Origin of the sequence: Microbispora sp. NPDC049633 (assembly GCF_040675265.1) — a bacterium.
In the GTDB taxonomy this organism is placed as follows: Bacteria; Actinomycetota; Actinomycetes; order Streptosporangiales; family Streptosporangiaceae; genus Microbispora; species Microbispora maris.
Genome location: NZ_JBFAOO010000171.1, coordinates 1 through 15894, shown reverse-complemented (window position 1 = coordinate 15894; position 15894 = coordinate 1). Strand labels below are relative to the sequence as shown.

Genomic DNA, 15894 nt, shown 5'->3' with positions numbered 1-15894 from the left:
CGCCGGGCGTGGAGAGCACGTTCGCCTTCCTGGTCAGGGACGCCGACGGCACGCCGCTGCCCGGCGCGAGCGTCCTGGTGACCGGGCACGGCTGGCCCGCCCAGACGTCCACCGGGGCCGACGGCCGCGCGGTGATCACGATGGTCGGGGACACCCCGGAGTCGATCAGCGGGGTGACGGTCCGGCCGCGCTCCGGCTACTGGAGCGTGCACATCGACCGCCCGGCCCTGTCCACGACCCGGGACAACCTGATCGAGCCGACGCGCCTGTCGGATACCTTCGACGGCTTCCCCGGCAAGCAGGTCTTCGGCTGGGGCCAGCAGGCGATGAACCTCGACCGCCTGCCGCCCACGCTGCGCGGGGCGGGGGTCAGGATCGCCGTCGTCGACTCGGGGGCCGACGTGCGGCATCCCGACCTGCGTGAGCGCGTCCGTGCCGGGATCGACCTCGTGGGCGGCGAGCCGGACGGCTGGTCCGTCGACGCCGCCTACCACGGCTCCCACTGCGCGGCCGTCGTCTCCGGCGCGGACGACGGCCGCGGCGTCGTCGGCTTCGCCGTCGAGGCCGAGGTGCACGCGTGCAAGATCTTCCCGGGCGGGCGGTTCAGCGACCTCATCGAGGCGCTCGACTACTGCGTCGAGCAGCGGATCGACGTGGTCAACCTGAGCCTGGCGAGCAGGCACCACTCCCCGCTCGTCGCCGCGAAGATCGAGCAGGCGCGCGAGGCGGGCGTGGCGTGCGTGGTGGCCGCCGGCAACGACGGGGGACCGGTCGGCTTCCCCGGCACCCTGCCCGGCGTGCTGACCGTCGCGGCCGTCGGCAAGGCCGACGCGTTCCCGCCCGGCACCGCGCACGAGGCCGAGATCCGCGGGCCGATGACCGGCGACGGCTACTTCTCGCCGCGCTTCACCTGTCACGGCCCCGAGGTCGACGTGTGCGCCCCGGGCGTGGCCGTCCTGTCGGCGGTGCCGCCGGACGGGTACGCCGCGCTGGACGGCACCTCGATGGCCGCGCCGCACGTCGCAGGCCTGGCGGCGCTGGTGCTCGCGCACCACGGCGACTTCCGGGGTCCCTACATCGGGCGGGACGCGCGGCGGGTCGACCATCTCTTCCACATCATCAGGTCGAGTTGCGTCCCGCTGAACCTCGGCGATCTCCACCGCACCGGCGCGGGCATGCCGAACGCGCTGCGCGCGCTCGCGCCGGCTCTCGCGCAGATCACCCCCGAGCCGGTCGAGGCGGACACCCTGCTCGGGCAGCTGACGGCCGAGATGACCGGTGCGGGACTGCTCGTGCCGGATGCCTGGGGGCCGGGCGGCGACTGCGACTCCGGCCAGGCGGGCCCGGGGGTGCCTGCCGGCATGGCGCCGCAGGCGGCGTACAGCGGGGGCACGACGCCCAACGGGCCGGTGCCCATGGGTCTAGTGCCCGGCGGTCTCGTGCCCGGCGGCTCGCGCGGACGGGCCGCCGCGGCCGGTGGCGTCCCGGCGGCCGACCAGGGCGACGCCGGCGGCTCCGGGCCGGGGGCCAAGCGAAGGGGAACGCCCGCGCGGCGGCCGTACGCGCCTGGTTCCGGCGGGGGCCGCGCACCGGACGGCGCGGCCGGTGACGTTCCCGCCGGCCCGCGCACGGCGAACGGCACTCCGGTCGCGGGGGCGGGCCAGGCCGCGTGCGAGCAGGCGGCGATGGCCTGGCTGAGGGAGGAGATGCGGGCCGCGGGGCTCCTCGGCGAGGACCCGGCCGGCCCGGCGGAATGAGGACGTGCGGCCGGACTCCGGGGGCTCGCCGCGGAGCCCCCGGGATCCGGCTTCACCGGCGGGCCCGTCCCCCGCGCTCCGGCCCCGGCGGGCGCAGGCCGCCGCCGGACCCGGGCCGGGGTCTCAGTACGACTCGTAGGCGGGGCCCGCGAGCTGGGCCACGTCCTCCGCACCGTCCCCGATGAGTTTCGCCCCCAGGTCGGCGAGGGCCCGTCCGGCCGCGAGCTCGTCGCCGATTTCCGGCACGGGCCGGTCGGCAGGGTTGCGGCGGGCTCGGCCGACGCTCTCGTGGCGTCGTCCCGCGGGCGTGTACAGCACGGCGGTCGCGGTGGTGACGTCGTCGTTGTCGTCCTCGTTCACGAAGATCTCGACGGTCCAGCGCTTCGATTCCATGTCGGACCACCTCCAGGACTCCAGCATCCCTCCCGGCCCGACGGTCCCGGCATCGGCCCCGGGAATGAGGACCTGCGGCCCTGGGGCGCCGTCGCCGCGGATGGTGACATGGAGAGGCCAGGTGAGGAAGGCACAGGCCGGGAAGGAGCGTCCATGTCCGGCTCGATCATCGTCGGCACCGACGGCTCGCCCGCCGCGACGGCCGCCGTCCGGTGGGCCGCGGACGACGCCGCCCGCCGCGGCTGCCCGCTGCGCTTCGTCTCCGTCGTGGACCACTGGGCGTACGGCATCCCCAAGTTCCCCGTCTCCGGCGGCGACCCGCTCACCTCCCACGCCGAGCGGGCCCTGTCCGCGGCGGAGGCGGTGGCCCGCGAGCGGCAGCCGGACGTGAAGATCAGTACGGAGATCATCGAGGGCATCCCCGCCCGGGTCCTGCGCGACAAGGCCAGGGAGGCCGTCGAGATCGTGCTCGGCAGCCGGGGACTCGGCGGCTTCGCCGGCATCGTCGTCGGGTCGGTCAGCACCCACGTCGCCGGTCACGCACCCTGCCCGGTCGTCGTCGTACGGCCCGGGTGGAGCGGCGGCAGGGGGGAGATCGTGGTGGGCGTGGACGACTCGCCCGAGTGCGAGCCCGCCCTGGCGTACGCCTTCGAGCAGGCCAGGGCGCACGGCGACGCGCTGCGGGCCGTGCACGCGTGGCAGTTGCCCGCCCACCCGCTCGCGCCCGAGATCACCTACGACGTGGAGGAGGTGCGCGAGGCCCACCGGCGCGTGAGCCGGGAGAAGCTGGCGGACCCGCGCGGGCGGTGTCCCGAGGTGCCGGTGCGCGAGGAGATCGTCTACGGGCACCCGGTCGACGCGCTCGTCCAGGCCTCGCGCGGGGCGGGCCTGCTCGTGGTCGGTTCCCACGGCCGGGGCGCGCTGGGCTCGGCGATGCTCGGCTCGGTCAGCCGGGGAGTGCTGCACCACGCCGAGTGCCCGGTCGCCGTCGTGCGGTCCCCGTCGTCGTCCCGAGCGGGGTCCACCTGAGCGGGGTCCACCTGAGCGGGGCCGGGTGGCGGGCGCCGAGCCGTCAGGGTGCGCTCCGGGGACGCGCTCCGGGCCGGGGGACACGACCGGGGCCCGTCCCCGCGGCGTGGACGGGCCCGGCGTGGGCGGCCTCAGCTCTGCGGCCGCCCGGCTCCCGGCTTCTCGATCGGGATTCGCCTGCGCTCCTCCCGCTCCTCGGCGAGCCGCACGCTCACCTCGAGGATCCCCTTGTCGTAGGTGGCCTTCACGTCGTTCTCGTCCACGTTCTGCGGCAGCACGATCGACCGGGTGAAGGCTCCGTACCGGAACTCGGTGCGGTGCGCCTGCCGCTCCTCGTGGCGCCGTTCCGCGTGGATGGTCAGCACCCCGTTCGACACGCTGATCTCCACGTCCTTGTCCGGGTCGATCCCGGGCAGTTCGGCGCGCAGCACGTACCGGTCGTCCTTGACGTAGTCCTCAAGCCGCATCTGCTGCCCGGCCATGGGCCGCAGCGCGGCCATCGGCGCCTCCAGCAGGTCGAACAGGTCGGGAACGAGACCTCTGGACTCCCGTCGCATCGGAACGCTCATGCCTGTCACCTCCATCCGGCAGAACTCATCATGGAAGAAATACCCGGCACGAATCGGACAAATCGCCACAGTAGGGCCACCGCCGTACTCGTGATGCAGGATGGTGATCATGCTGCCAGAACGGATCTATCACGGCACCGGTCCCGGCCCGATCACTCCGGACGGGTGCGCGGTCGACTACTACGCGACGCTCACGCCCGACGGCGAACCCGAGATCGTCCACGCCGCGATACCCGAGGGCGCGGCGATCCTCGAACTCGGCGCGGGGGCGGGCCGGATCACCCACGCCCTTGTCGCGCTCGGCCACGAGGTGGTGGCCGTGGACGAGTCGCCCGAGATGCTCGCGCGTGTCCAGGGGGCGGAGACGGTTCTGTCCCGCATCCAGGATCTGTCCCTGTCCCGGCGGTTCGACGTGGTCCTGTTGATGTCGTACGTGATCGACACCGCCGACGACGACCTGTGCCGGGCGTTCCTGCGGACCTGCCGCCGTCACGTCGCGCCGGACGGGTGCGTGATCCTCCAACGCCAGCTGCCCGAGTGGTACGACACGGTGGGGCCGTGGGAGAGGCGCGGCGACGGACGGGTGGTCCGGATGACGGACGTGAGCCGCCCCGGGCCGGATCTGCTCGACGCGACGATGGAGTACGTCGTGGGGGACCGGCGATGGACGCACACGTTCGTCAGCAGGCGCCGTACCGACGACCGGTTCGGGGAACTGCTGCGCGAGGCCGGGCTCACGATGGAGGGTTTCCTCGGCGGCGATCGCCGATGGGTGCGGGCGGCGCCGGCGTGACGCGGCCCGAGATGAAGGGAGTGCGCGATGAGATTCGTACGCGAAGGCGAGATCAAGGCCACCCGGCCGGGACCGGACAGGTTCACCGACGGCGTGTGGGAGGCGGAGACGCTGAAGGAGGTGGAGCCGGACGGCCTGCGCGCCCAGCGTTTCTCCTATGACCCGCAGGCCCGTTCGGGCTGGCACACCCACGATGGGGAGCAGGCGCTGTACGTGCTGTCGGGACGCGGGGTGGTGACGCGCTGGGGCGAGACCAAGGGCACGCCCATCGGGCCGGGCGACTGGGTCCACGTCCAGCCGGGCGAGAAGCACTGGCACGGCGCCGTCGACGACGACACGCTGGTGCACATCGCCGTCACGGCGAGCGGCAAGACCCACTGGCACGGGCCGGTGACCGACGAGGAGTACCGCGCCGGCCTGGGCTGAGCACGGTCTCCGTGGTTTCGGTCCGCCTGGCGCGGTGAATACGGCCGGACGTGTTTCGGCGGGCGCCGACCGGTGAGAACTGCCCGGATGAACACGCGATTCGACTACCCGGAGCCGCCCGTCCCGGCCTTCCTCTTCGATCTCGACGGCACTTTGATCGACAGCGTCTACCAGCACGTCATCGCCTGGCGCACCGCTCTTCGCGGGGTCGGCATCGATCTGTCGGTGTGGCGCGTCCACCGCCGGATCGGCATGAGCGGCGGCCTGCTCGTCAACGCGCTGCTGCGGGAGATCGGCGTCTCGCTGAGCGACGAGCAGATCGAGGACCTGCAGCAGGCGCACGCCGAGGCGTACCTGGAGCAGGTCGACTCGGTGCGCCCGCTGCCGGGCGCGGTCGAGCTGCTGCGGCGGCTGTCCGACAACGACGTCCGCTGGGCGATCGCGACCAGCAGCCGGGCCGACACCGCCCGGCACGCGCTGGACATGCTCGAACTGCCGCCCGACGTGCCGCTCGTCCACCGCGACCAGGTGCGCCGGGCCAAACCCGACCCGGACCTGTTCCTCGCGGGCGCCGCGCTGCTGGGCGTCGAGCCGAGGTTCACCCTGGCCGTCGGCGACAGCGTGTGGGACATGCTGGCCGCGCGGCGCGCGGACGCGCTGGGCGTCGGGCTGCTGTCCGGCGGCTACGGCAGGGACGAGCTGGAGCGCGCCGGTGCCTTCCGCGTGTACGCCGACCCCGCCGAGCTGCTGACGCGGCTCGACGAGGTCGGCGTGCGCATCCGTTCCTGACAGCCGTGACTCGCGGACGACCTCGTGGACGACGGGCGTGCGGGTCCGTTCCGGGGCGGTTCAGCCCGTGACGATGACGAGGCCGGCCCGGGAGCGCACGTCGTGGCGGGCGTAGTACCGCTCCTCCTGCTCGGCCCAGCGCCGCCAGTGGGGGGCGTACACCTCGCCGTCGCGGGCGAGCGCCCGCGCCCGCCGGACCTCCTCGGCGGCCTCCAGCCACACCAGCCCGCTCAGGTACGGCCCCGCCTCGCGGGCGCCGCAGCCCACGCCCTCGACGGCCAGGACGCGGGTGCCGGCCGCGCGGGCGGGCCGCGTGCGCAGCCAGCGCGCGACCGCGGCGGGATCGGGGGTCACGCGCGCCGAGCCTAACGGAGCACCGGCGTGCCGAATCCCGTCACCCCTGGTGGGGACTGACTCCCGCCAGGGACAGGCCGAGCAGCCGCTGCGCGTCGGCGGCGGGGTCCGGGTGGTGTTCCGTGGCCAGGGCGATGCCGGTGATCAGGGCGAGCAGGTCGGCGATGGTCACGCCCGGTGCGAGCGCGCCGTCCCCGGCCGCGCGGCGCACCAGCGGATCGCCCGCCTCGGTGAGCTGCGCCGAGCAGCAGTGGTCGTGCGCCGCGCCGGGGCCGGCCGCCCGGTCGCGGGTCAGCGCGATCGCCAGCCCCCGGATGGTCGCGGCGTCCGCGAGGACGGCGCTCAGCCATTCCAGCAGCGCGGCCCGGGTGTCGGCCCTGCCGGTCAGCTCGCCGGCGTGGGCGCACAGGGCCTCGACCCGTTCGCGGAAGACCGCCTCCAGCAGCGACTGGCGATCGGGAAAGTGCCGGCGCACGGTGGCCGATCCGACTCCCGCGGTGCGGGCGATCTGCTCCAAGGACGCGTCGGGGCCCTCCGCGGCGATCGCCTCCTTGGCCACGGCGAGCAGGCGCGCGTAGTTGCGCCGGGCGTCCGCACGCTGGACGGGCATGCTGTCACCTCATCGGTTGCTAAGTGGTGGGGCCCGCCGTATTGTACCGAAGCATAAACGGCGGGCCCCGCCGTTTCTTGCGCTCGCCCCGGGAGGGCCTCATGGCAATCGATTCCGCACCCGTTCTGGTCACCGGCGCCACCGGACAACAGGGGGGCGCCACCGCCCGTGCCCTGCTGGCGAACGGCGTGCCCGTCCGCGCGCTGGTCCGCGACCCCGCAGCCGAACGGTCGAGGGCGATCGAAGCGCTCGGCGCCGAGCTGGTCACCGGCGACCTCCTCGACCGCGAGTCCGTGACCAGGGCCGCGCGCGGAGCCCGGGCCGTCTTCTCGGTGCAGATGCCGGCGTTGCGGGCCGGCGCCTTCGACTTCGAGGGCGAGCTGGTCCAGGCCGTCAACCTGGTCGAAGGCGCGCTGGCCGCGGGCGTGTCGCAGTTCGTGCACACGTCCGCCTCCGGAGCGGGTCGGCACACCGAGGCGCCCGGCTGGGCGGAAGGCCGCTGGGCGTCGCTGGAGCCGGTCCTCGGCGCCAAGGCCGCCGCCCAGGATCGCGTGCGTGAGGCGGGCTTCACGCACTGGACGATCATCAAGCCGGGCTTCTTCATGGAGAACTTCCTCCCGTCCGCGGCGTACCTGCTTCCCCGCGGCGTCGAGGGGGGCATCGTGACCGTGCTGAAGCCCGGCACCCGGCTCTCCCTCGTCGCGGTCCACGACATCGGCGCCGCGGCCGCCGCGGCCTTCGCGGAACCGGGGCGGTTCCACGGCGTCGAGCTGGAACTGGCCAGTGACCACCGGACGATGAGAGAGATCGCCGCGGTCCTCTCCCGGGCTCTGGGCACCGAGCTGACCGCGCCCGACATGACCGCGGAGGAGGCGGTCGCCGCGGGGATGCCGGGCTACGGCGTCGCTGTACACGAATTCATCGACGTGGCCGGTCAGCCCGCCCGTCCGGAGTACGCGCGGGCCCTCGGCATCCCGCTCACGACCTTCGAGGACTGGGCGCACGAGCACCTGCGGGCCGTGGCCTGACGCTCACCGGGACGGGCGGGAATGGGCGCGCAGCGGCCCGGAGGGGCCGTCCGGTCCCTCCGGGCCGCTCGTGGAAGCCCTTGCCCGCCCTCGCTACACGCCGGCGCGGGTGGGACGGCGGATGTCGCTGCTCTGCTCCTGCCACTCGGGGGTCTCCTGCCCCTTCTCCTGGGCCATCTCCTCCATTCGCAGGGCGATCCCCATCGCGAAGAAGGTCGGCGCCCACTCGCCGACGAACAACGCCCAGCGGTCGGCGCGTTCGATGCCGGCCGCCTCGTACTTGTTCGAGACGACCCATGAGGCGATCGACATGCCGATTGACCCCAGAGCGGCGCTGTACATGTGATTGGAGCGCAGTCCCATCTTGTGGAGTGTCCTGATCATGCGTGTCCCCCTTGTGGTGATTTGCCCCGATTCGGGGAGTACCCGGCCTGTCCTCCCGTAACCCGGCTCGCCCCATGACGCCGTGCGATACTCGCGACCGCGCATGAGGTGAGGGCGGCTGGGTAGCCGTGCAGCCGGACCAGGAGGAAAGTCATGGAAGTTCTGGGCATCGACATCGGCGGCTCGGGGATCAAGGGCGCCACGGTGGACACGGCCGCCGGCGTGCTCACCCGGGAGCGCCTGCGCATCCCGACGCCGCGGCCCGCCGTGCCGGGGGCCGTCGCCCAGGCCGTACGCGAGATCGCGGAGCACTTCTCCTGGACCGGCCCGATGGGCGTCACCTTCCCCGGAGTGGTCCTCGACGGGGTCATCAGGACGGCGGCCAACGTGGACAGGTCGTGGATCGGGGTGAAGGGCGCCGACCTGTTCGGCGAGCAGGCGATCGTGCTCAACGACGCGGACGCGGCCGGCGTCGCCGAGATGACCTTCGGCGCGGGCCGCGACCGGCGCGGGGTCGTGCTCATGCTGACCTTCGGCACCGGCATCGGCAGCGCGCTCTTCGTAGACGGCGCGCTCGTGCCCAACACCGAGTTCGGCCACGTCGAGATCCGCGGCAAGGAGGCCGAGCACCGCGCCTCCGACCGGGTGCGCGAGGAGGAGGACCTGGGCTGGGAGAAGTGGGCCGGGCGTGTGGAGGAGTACCTCCGGCACATGCGGGACCTGCTGTCGCCCACTTTGATCCTGGTCGGCGGGGGCGTGAGCAAGAAGGCGGACAAGTTCCTGCCGTACGTCGACCTCGGGGACACCCCGGTGATGCCCGCCGTGCTCCGGAACGAGGCCGGGATCATCGGCGCGGCGATGGCGGCGGCGGGGGCGGCGCGCGTCTCCTGAGCGATAGATCTCCCTTATTCCTACCTGGACAGCGGGTAATTTCGCTGCCATGATGATCCCATGAACCCCTCGGGGAGGTTGACCCAGCGCCGGCACATCGACCTGCTGCGCGTCTGCGCCGCCGCCTGTTGACGACCGCGGTCACCGCCGTCCGGTACGCCACGAGGCAAGGAGAGGGCATGTCCCACCAGAACGTGATCGACTTTGTGGAGCGCAGGCGCGAGCAGGGCCATGAGCCCCCCGATCTCGGGCAGGGATCCGTGCTCGGCGTGCTGCCGGTGCCGGAGACCGGCGCCGTGCTGATGATCGTGGGCTACCTGGTGCCCGCCGGGGGCTCGGCGGTCGCGCCGGAGGCGGCGGTCGCGCGGGAGCGTACGGCCGTGGCCCCGCCGCCCAGGCGGGCGGTCACCGCCGAGGAGGAGGAGCTGGTCCTGGACCGGGCCGCGCGGGTGGTCCGGGTCGGCGGCGAGGAGATCGAGCTCACCTTCCGGGAGTTCGAGCTGCTCGACTACCTCAGCTCGGCGCCCGGCCGGGTCTACAACCGCCGCCAGCTCATGGCGGCCGTCTGGGACAGGTACGACGACGAGGGCGGCCGTACGGTCGACGTGCACGTTCTGCGGCTGCGCCGCAAGCTGGGCCGGCACGCGGGCCGCATCGTCACGGTCCGCAACGTGGGGTACAAGTACCAGCCGCCGCGCCGCCCCTGACCCGCCCCGGAAGGGCCGCCGGAAAAACGGCTGGCAGATCGGCGGGGGGCGTTGCCTATCCTTGAGCATGGAATGAACACGCTCGCCGATCTCCAGGCCCGCCTTCCCGACCTGATGCTGCGCGACCGGCGCAGGCTGCGCCGCCGTCTCGACGGCATGCGCCGGGTCCGCGACCGCGCCGCCCGCCAGTCCGTCGTCGAGGAGATCGCGGGGGACGTGGAGGCCGCGGAACGCCGCGTGGCCGCGCGCCGCGCGGCCGTCCCCGCCCTCCAATACCCTCCCGAGCTGCCGGTCAGCCGGCACAAGGACGACCTGCTCGCGGCCATCAGGGACCACCAGGTCGTGATCGTGGCCGGCGAGACCGGCTCGGGGAAGACCACCCAGATCCCCAAGATCTGCCTGGAGCTCGGCCGGGGGGTCCACGGGCTCATCGGCCACACCCAGCCGCGCCGCATCGCCGCCCGCACGGTCGCCGAGCGCATCGCCGAGGAGCTGTCGATCGAGCTGGGGGAGGCGGTCGGCTACAAGGTCCGCTTCACCGACCACTCCAGCGACGGGACCCTGGTCAAGCTCATGACCGACGGCATCCTGCTCGCCGAGATGCAGACCGACCCGCTCCTGCTGCAGTACGACACGCTGATCATCGACGAGGCGCACGAGCGCAGCCTCAACATCGACTTCATCCTCGGCTATCTCAAGCAGCTCCTCCCCAAACGGCCCGACCTCAAGGTCGTCATCACCTCGGCGACCATCGACCCCGAGCGGTTCGCCCGGCACTTCGCCGGACCCGGCGGGGAGCCGGCGCCCGTGATCGAGGTGTCCGGGCGCACCTACCCGGTCGAGGTGCGCTACCGCCCGGTCGACGAGGACGACGACCAGACCCAGGCCATCGTCGACGCCGTCGACGAGCTGTGCGCCGAGGGGCCGGGCGACATCCTGGTCTTCCTCAGCGGCGAGCGGGAGATCCGCGACACCGCCGACGCGCTCAAGGGCCGTCCCGAGGAGGTCCTGCCGCTGTACGCGCGGCTGTCGGCCGCCGAGCAGCACCGGGTCTTCCAGTCCCACCGGGGCCGGCGGATCGTGCTGGCCACCAACGTCGCAGAGACCTCGCTGACCGTTCCCGGCATCAAGTACGTGGTCGACCCGGGCACGGCGCGGATCTCCCGCTACAGCCATCGGCTGAAGGTCCAGCGGCTGCCGATCGAGCCGATCTCCCAGGCGTCGGCCAACCAGCGCAAGGGCCGCTGCGGCCGTACGTCGGACGGCGTGTGCATCCGGCTCTACTCCGAGGAGGACTTCCTCTCCCGGCCGGAGTTCACCGACCCGGAGATCCTCCGTACGAACCTGGCGAGCGTCATCCTGCAGATGACCTCGCTCGGCCTGGGGGACATCGCGGCGTTTCCGTTCGTGGAGCCGCCGGACGGCCGTCAGGTCAGGGACGGCGTCAACCTGCTGATCGAGCTCGGCGCCCTCGCGGACAAGGGCGCGGCCCGGGAGGCCGGGAAGGGGACACAGCTCACGCCGCTCGGCCGCAAGCTGGCCCAGCTCCCGGTGGACCCCCGCCTCGCCCGGATGGTGCTCGAAGCCGACAAGAACGGCTGCGCCCGCGAGGTGATGATCATCGCTGCCGCGCTGTCGATCCAGGACCCGCGCGAGCGGCCGGCCGACAAGCAGCAGGCGGCCGACGAGAAGCACCGCCGCTTCGCCGACAAGGAGTCCGACTTCCTGACCTACCTCAACCTCTGGAACTACCTGCGCGACAAGCAGAAGGAGCTGTCGTCCAGCGCGTTCCGGCGGCTGTGCAAGGCGGAGTTCCTCAACTACCTGCGCGTGCGGGAATGGCAGGACATCGACAGCCAGCTCCGTCAGGTGGCCAGGACGCTGAACGTCGTGCCGAACAGCGCGCCCGCCGATCCCCAGCGCGTGCACCAGTCGCTGCTGGCCGGCCTGCTGTCGCACATCGGCGTCAAGGACGTCGTCGACAAGCGCAGGCAGGAGGGCCGCCGGCCGATCACGGAGTACATCGGCGCCCGCAACGCCCGCTTCGCGATCTTCCCCGGCTCGGCCCTGGCCAAGGCGCAGCCGCAGTGGGTGATGTCGGCCGAGCTGGTCGAGACCTCCCGGCTGTGGGCCCGGGTCAACGCCAAGATCGAGCCGGACTGGATCGAGCCCCTCGCGCAGCACCTGGTCAAGCGCACCTACAGCGAGCCGCACTGGGAGAAGGACCAGGCCGCCGTGGTCGCGCTGGAGAAGGTCACGTTGTACGGCGTGCCGATCGTGACCGAGCGCAAAGTCAACTACGGCCGCATCGACCCCGAGCTGAGCCGGGAGCTGTTCATCCGGCACGCGCTGGTCGACGGCGACTGGCGCACCCACCACAAGTTCTTCCACGAGAACCGCAAGCTGCTGGAGGAGGTCGAGCGGCTGGAGGAGAAGGCCCGCCGCCGCGACATCCTCGTGGACGACGAGACGCTGTTCGACTTCTACGACCGGCGGATCCCGGCCGACGTGGTCTCCGGCAGGCACTTCGACAGCTGGTGGAAGAAGACGTCGCGGGACGAGCCCGACCTGCTGACGTTCTCGCCGGAGATGCTGGTCAACGACAGCGCCGGGGTCAGCGCCGGGGACTACCCGGACGCCTGGCGGCAGAACGGCCAGCGGATGCGGCTGACCTACCGCTTCGAGCCCGGCGCGGTGGAGACGGGCGAGGCGGACGGCGTGACCGTCCACATCCCGCTGGCCGTGCTCAACCAGGTCGACCCGACCGGGTTCGACTGGCAGATCCCCGGCCTGCGCGAGGACCTCGTCACCGCGCTCATCCGGTCGCTGCCGAAGAACCTGCGCCGCAACTTCGTGCCCGCCCCCAATTACGCCAAGGCCGTGCTGGAACGCGTACGGCCCGGCGGCGAGCCGCTCCTCGAGGCGCTGGAGCGCGAGCTGCGGGTGCTGACCGGGGTGGAGGTGCCGCGCGACGCGTGGGCCCTCGACCAGCTCCCCGCCCATCTGCGGATCACCTACCGGGTGATCGACGACCGCAAGCGGACGGTGGACGAGGACAAGGACCTGGAGGCGCTCAAGCGGCGGCTCGCGCCCAAGCTGCGCGCCACCTTGTCCAAGGCCGCCGACGATCTCGAACGCGACGGCCTGCACGGGTGGACGATCGGCACGCTGCCGAAGGTGTTCGAGCAGGGCAGACTGCGCGCCTACCCGGCCCTGGTGGACAAGGGCACGAGCGTCGCCGTGCGGATGTTCGAGACCGAGCGGGAGCGCGACCGGGCCATGTGGGCGGGCACCAGGAGGCTGGTGCTGCTCAACGTGGTCAACCCGGCCAAGGCGATCCTGCGCACCCTGACCACCGCGCAGAAGCTCGCCCTCAGCCGCAGCCCGCACGGCGGGGCCGCCGCCCTCTTCGACGACTGCATGGCGTGCGCCGCCGACAAGCTCATGGCGCAGGCGGGCGGGCCCGTCTGGGACGAGGCCGGGTTCGAGCGGCTGCGCGACCACGTGCGCGCCTCGCTGTTCGAGACGACCGAGGAGGTCGTCTCCCGGGTGGAGCGCGTCCTGGCGGCCTGGCACGCGGCGCAGAACCGGCTCGGCGCGCTGGGCGGCGGCGCGGCCGACCTCAAGGCCGACATCGCCGACCAGCTCGACGGGCTGGTGCACGACGGGTTCGTCACCGAGACGGGCTACGACCGGCTGCCCGACGTGCAGCGCTACCTGCGTGCCGTCGAGCGCCGCCTCGACAAGCTCCCCGACGATCCCCATCGGGACCGCGAGTGGATGCACCGCGTGCACGACGTCGAGGACGAGTACCGCGACCTGCTTGACCGGTTGAAGCCCGAGGAGCGTGACGCCAAGGCCGTACGGGACATGCGGTGGATGATCGAGGAATTGCGGGTGAGCTTCTTCGCCCAGCAGCTGGGCACCCCCACACCGGTCTCGGAGAAACGCATCCGCAAGGCCATGGAGCAGGCCGAGTCAGCCGCCCGGGCCGGGTGACCCGGCTCAGCGGCCGAGCGCGGCGCCGATCAGCGCGCGGGGGTCGGCCGCGCCGGCGAGCACGCCCGACGGCAGGAGGTCGATCAGGTGGGCGTGGCCGAAGTTGGAGCCGTACTCCATCGTCTCGACGGTGTGGCCGCGCTCGCGCAGGCCGTCCGCCCACGGCGCGCCCTCCTCGACCTCCACCTGCGGGACGGACCGCCAGGTGTCGAAGCCGGTGCCGCCGGTGCCGAGCTCCCAGCGCGGCGCGCCGATCACCTCGCCTGGCGTCTGGCCGTGCGCGAGCAGACGGGTGACCAGCTGCAGCAGGATCTGCGGCTGCGCGTCGCCGCCCATCGTGCCGAGGACGGTGCGCAGCGTCCCGTCCGGCCGGGTGACCAGCGCCGGGCACAGCGTGTGGGGCGGCCGGCGGCGCGGGCCGTACTCCGCGGGGTGGCCGGGCGTGAGCGAGAAGCCGATGCCGCGGTTGTGCAGGTTGATCCCGGTGGTGGGCTCGAAGAGCAGGCTGCCGAAGCCCGACGCGTTCGACTGGATGAGCGAGACGCCCATGCCGTCGCCGTCGACCACGCACAGGTACGTCGTGTCGCCCGGCCCGGCGGGAACGTCGGGCAACGGGGAGCGCCGTCCGGGGTCGACCAGCGCGCTGCGGGCGGCGGCCGTGCCGAGCGGCGCCACGGCCTCCTCGTGCAGGACGTCGAGCCGGTCGTGCCCGGCCGCCCTGGCCGACTCCACCAGCAGATGCGCCCAGTGCGGGTCGGCCGGGTCGGCGGGCGGGCCGAGCTCCGCGAGGATCTCCAGAGCCAGCAGAAGCAGGTAGCCCTGGGAGTTCGGCGGAACGGTCCAGACGCGGTGCCCGAACACCTCGGCGCTCAGCGGCTCCACCCAGTCGGCGTTGGGCCGGGCCAGGTCCTCCTCGGTGTACTCGCCGCCGCCCAGTTTCAGCAGTCCATCGCCGAACTCGCCCTGGTAGAACCCCGCCCGGCCGTCCTCCCCGAGCGCGGTGAGGGCTCTGGCGACGCCGGGCCTGCGGATCACGTCCCCGGGGCGGCGGGCGGCCGCGAAGTCCCCGGCCCCGGGCAGGGTGCCGACGAAGTCCGCGACGGGCCCGAGCAGCGGGGAGGCGGGGAAGCCCTCGGTCGCGAGGCGGATCGCGGGGGCCAGCAGATCGGCCAGCGGCAGGCGGGCATAGCGCTCGTGCAGCGCGAGCCACCCGTCGGCGCAGCCGGGCACCGGGACCGAGCGGATGTCGTACAGGTGGGGCATCCGGTCGAGACCCTCCGCCCGCAGCCGGGCGGGGTCGGCGCCCGAGCCCGCCCGCCCCGAGGCGTTGAGCGCGCTCACGGCGCCGTCCTCGCCTCCGTCGTGGACGAGGGCGAAGAGGTCGCCGCCGAGACCGCACATGTGCGGGGCGGTGACCGCCAGCACGGCGTTGGCGGCGATGGCCGCGTCCACCGCGTTGCCGCCCCTGTCGAGGGTGGCGACGCCCGCCGCGGAGGCCAGATGATCGACAGTGCACACCATGCCGTTCAGGGCATACCGAGTCTCGCTCACGTCCGGGGATGTTACGGCACCTCGTAGAGTGGCTGCCGTAATCAGGACGGATGGGGAGGACGTTCATGGTCCGGGCGCTCGTGTTCGACGTGGGGGAGACGCTCATCGACGAGACCCGGATCTGGTCCCGGTGGGCCGACCGGCTGGGCGTGCCGCGCCTGACCTTCATGGGCGTCCTCGGCGGCATGGCCGCGCTCGACCTCGGGCACGGAGAGGCGTTCGAACTGGTCAGGCCGGGGATCGATCTCGACGCCGAGATCGAGGCGTGGCGGCGCGAGGACCCGGACGGGCTGCGCGAGAACTTCGACGCCGACGACCTCTACCCGGACGTGCGGCCCGCCCTCACGGCCCTGCGGGAGGCCGGGTACGACCTGGTCGTCGCGGGCAACCAGCCGCCGCAGGCGTACGACGCGCTGGTCGCTATGGACCTGCCGGTCGACGGGATCCACACCTCGGCCGGCTGGGGCGTGGAGAAGCCCGACCCGGCGTTCTTCGCCAAGGTCGCGGCGGTCTGCGGCCATGAGCCCGGGCAGATCCTTTACGTGGGCGACCGGCTCGACAACGACGTCCTGCCCGCCGCGCGCGCCGGGATGCGGACCGCCCTGCTGCGCCGG

Annotated in this window: 16 protein-coding genes; 10 read left to right on the top strand and 6 right to left on the bottom strand. The window is 73.1% G+C overall.

Going from position 1 to position 15894, the window contains the following annotated elements; genetic code table 11:
• A partial coding sequence (locus tag AB0J39_RS30905; RefSeq protein ID WP_363471217.1) for a S8 family serine peptidase occupies positions 1-1757 on the top strand: 1757 nt, incomplete at its 5' end.
• A 123-nt stretch (positions 1758-1880) separates the two neighbouring features.
• Here the strand turns inward: AB0J39_RS30905 and AB0J39_RS30900 are convergent.
• Positions 1881-2150, bottom strand: a complete 270-nt coding sequence (locus tag AB0J39_RS30900) for a DUF1876 domain-containing protein (RefSeq protein ID WP_142645627.1) — start codon at positions 2148-2150, stop codon at positions 1881-1883.
• 153 nt (positions 2151-2303) lie between these two features.
• Between AB0J39_RS30900 and AB0J39_RS30895 the strand changes: the two genes are divergently transcribed.
• Entirely contained in the window at positions 2304-3179 is an 876-nt protein-coding gene (locus AB0J39_RS30895; protein ID WP_363471215.1) for a universal stress protein, read from the top strand.
• A 131-nt stretch (positions 3180-3310) separates the two neighbouring features.
• On the opposite strand, the gene AB0J39_RS30890 is transcribed toward AB0J39_RS30895, so the two are convergent.
• Positions 3311-3748, bottom strand: a complete 438-nt coding sequence (locus AB0J39_RS30890) for an Hsp20/alpha crystallin family protein (RefSeq protein ID WP_363471213.1) — start codon at positions 3746-3748, stop codon at positions 3311-3313.
• 109 nt (positions 3749-3857) lie between these two features.
• Here AB0J39_RS30890 and AB0J39_RS30885 point away from each other — a divergent pair, with 109 nt between their 5' ends.
• The 3 genes from AB0J39_RS30885 (at position 3858) to AB0J39_RS30875 (ending at position 5756) form a co-directional block, all read left to right on the top strand.
• Positions 3858-4541: a class I SAM-dependent methyltransferase gene (locus AB0J39_RS30885; RefSeq protein WP_363471211.1), complete on the top strand. Its 684-nt coding sequence runs from the start codon at positions 3858-3860 to the stop codon at positions 4539-4541.
• Positions 4542-4568: 27 nt separating this feature from the next.
• Positions 4569-4967 (top strand): cupin domain-containing protein, encoded by a 399-nt coding sequence (locus tag AB0J39_RS30880; protein WP_363471209.1) that lies wholly within the window; start codon positions 4569-4571, stop codon positions 4965-4967.
• An 87-nt stretch (positions 4968-5054) separates the two neighbouring features.
• Positions 5055-5756 carry an HAD family hydrolase gene (locus AB0J39_RS30875; protein ID WP_363471207.1) on the top strand — a complete coding sequence of 234 codons (702 nt, stop codon included), beginning with the start codon at positions 5055-5057 and terminating at the stop codon, positions 5754-5756.
• A gap of 60 nt (positions 5757-5816) precedes the next feature.
• Here AB0J39_RS30875 and AB0J39_RS30870 read toward each other — a convergent pair whose 3' ends face one another.
• Complete coding sequence (locus AB0J39_RS30870; protein ID WP_363471205.1) at positions 5817-6110, bottom strand: hypothetical protein; 294 nt, start codon at positions 6108-6110, stop codon at positions 5817-5819.
• Positions 6111-6150: 40 nt separating this feature from the next.
• Complete coding sequence (locus AB0J39_RS30865) at positions 6151-6720, bottom strand: helix-turn-helix domain-containing protein (protein WP_363471203.1); 570 nt, start codon at positions 6718-6720, stop codon at positions 6151-6153.
• Between the two features lie 101 nt (positions 6721-6821).
• Between AB0J39_RS30865 and AB0J39_RS30860 the strand changes: the two genes are divergently transcribed.
• Positions 6822-7748, top strand: coding sequence for an NmrA family NAD(P)-binding protein (locus AB0J39_RS30860; protein WP_363471201.1), 927 nt, complete (start codon positions 6822-6824; stop codon positions 7746-7748).
• Positions 7749-7841: 93 nt separating this feature from the next.
• On the opposite strand, the gene AB0J39_RS30855 is transcribed toward AB0J39_RS30860, so the two are convergent.
• The gene (locus AB0J39_RS30855; RefSeq protein ID WP_363471199.1) at positions 7842-8132 is read right to left on the bottom strand and encodes a hypothetical protein; all 291 of its coding nucleotides are present in this window, start codon (positions 8130-8132) and stop codon (positions 7842-7844) included.
• A gap of 153 nt (positions 8133-8285) precedes the next feature.
• On the opposite strand from AB0J39_RS30855, the gene ppgK reads away from it, so the two are divergent.
• The 3 genes from ppgK (at position 8286) to hrpA (ending at position 13729) form a co-directional block, all read left to right on the top strand.
• Positions 8286-9023 (top strand): polyphosphate--glucose phosphotransferase, encoded by a 738-nt coding sequence (gene ppgK, locus AB0J39_RS30850; RefSeq protein ID WP_363471197.1) that lies wholly within the window; start codon positions 8286-8288, stop codon positions 9021-9023.
• Between the two features lie 179 nt (positions 9024-9202).
• Complete coding sequence (locus AB0J39_RS30845; RefSeq protein ID WP_363471195.1) at positions 9203-9730, top strand: winged helix-turn-helix domain-containing protein; 528 nt, start codon at positions 9203-9205, stop codon at positions 9728-9730.
• A gap of 72 nt (positions 9731-9802) precedes the next feature.
• Positions 9803-13729: an ATP-dependent RNA helicase HrpA gene (gene hrpA / locus AB0J39_RS30840; protein WP_363471194.1), complete on the top strand. Its 3927-nt coding sequence runs from the start codon at positions 9803-9805 to the stop codon at positions 13727-13729.
• A 6-nt stretch (positions 13730-13735) separates the two neighbouring features.
• Here hrpA and AB0J39_RS30835 read toward each other — a convergent pair whose 3' ends face one another.
• Positions 13736-15280: a gamma-glutamyltransferase gene (locus AB0J39_RS30835; protein ID WP_363471192.1), complete on the bottom strand. Its 1545-nt coding sequence runs from the start codon at positions 15278-15280 to the stop codon at positions 13736-13738.
• 50 nt (positions 15281-15330) lie between these two features.
• On the opposite strand from AB0J39_RS30835, the gene AB0J39_RS30830 reads away from it, so the two are divergent.
• On the top strand, positions 15331-15894 hold a 564-nt coding region (locus AB0J39_RS30830), incomplete at its 3' end, for an HAD family hydrolase (protein ID WP_363471190.1).

What these genes read in the sequence shown, in the direction of transcription:
- AB0J39_RS30895 (WP_363471215.1), top strand. Translation starts at nt 2,304, where the DNA reads ATGTCCGGCTCGATCATCGTCGGCACCGACGGCTCGCCCGCCGCGACG.
- AB0J39_RS30880 (WP_363471209.1), top strand. Translation starts at nt 4,569, where the DNA reads ATGAGATTCGTACGCGAAGGCGAGATCAAGGCCACCCGGCCGGGACCG.
- hrpA (WP_363471194.1), top strand. Translation starts at nt 9,803, where the DNA reads ATGAACACGCTCGCCGATCTCCAGGCCCGCCTTCCCGACCTGATGCTG.
- AB0J39_RS30890 (WP_363471213.1), bottom strand. Translation starts at nt 3,748, where the DNA reads ATGAGCGTTCCGATGCGACGGGAGTCCAGAGGTCTCGTTCCCGACCTG.
- AB0J39_RS30845 (WP_363471195.1), top strand. Translation starts at nt 9,203, where the DNA reads ATGTCCCACCAGAACGTGATCGACTTTGTGGAGCGCAGGCGCGAGCAG.
- AB0J39_RS30860 (WP_363471201.1), top strand. Translation starts at nt 6,822, where the DNA reads ATGGCAATCGATTCCGCACCCGTTCTGGTCACCGGCGCCACCGGACAA.
- AB0J39_RS30885 (WP_363471211.1), top strand. Translation starts at nt 3,858, where the DNA reads ATGCTGCCAGAACGGATCTATCACGGCACCGGTCCCGGCCCGATCACT.
- AB0J39_RS30865 (WP_363471203.1), bottom strand. Translation starts at nt 6,720, where the DNA reads ATGCCCGTCCAGCGTGCGGACGCCCGGCGCAACTACGCGCGCCTGCTC.
- AB0J39_RS30900 (WP_142645627.1), bottom strand. Translation starts at nt 2,150, where the DNA reads ATGGAATCGAAGCGCTGGACCGTCGAGATCTTCGTGAACGAGGACGAC.
- AB0J39_RS30875 (WP_363471207.1), top strand. Translation starts at nt 5,055, where the DNA reads ATGAACACGCGATTCGACTACCCGGAGCCGCCCGTCCCGGCCTTCCTC.
- ppgK (WP_363471197.1), top strand. Translation starts at nt 8,286, where the DNA reads ATGGAAGTTCTGGGCATCGACATCGGCGGCTCGGGGATCAAGGGCGCC.
- AB0J39_RS30855 (WP_363471199.1), bottom strand. Translation starts at nt 8,132, where the DNA reads ATGATCAGGACACTCCACAAGATGGGACTGCGCTCCAATCACATGTAC.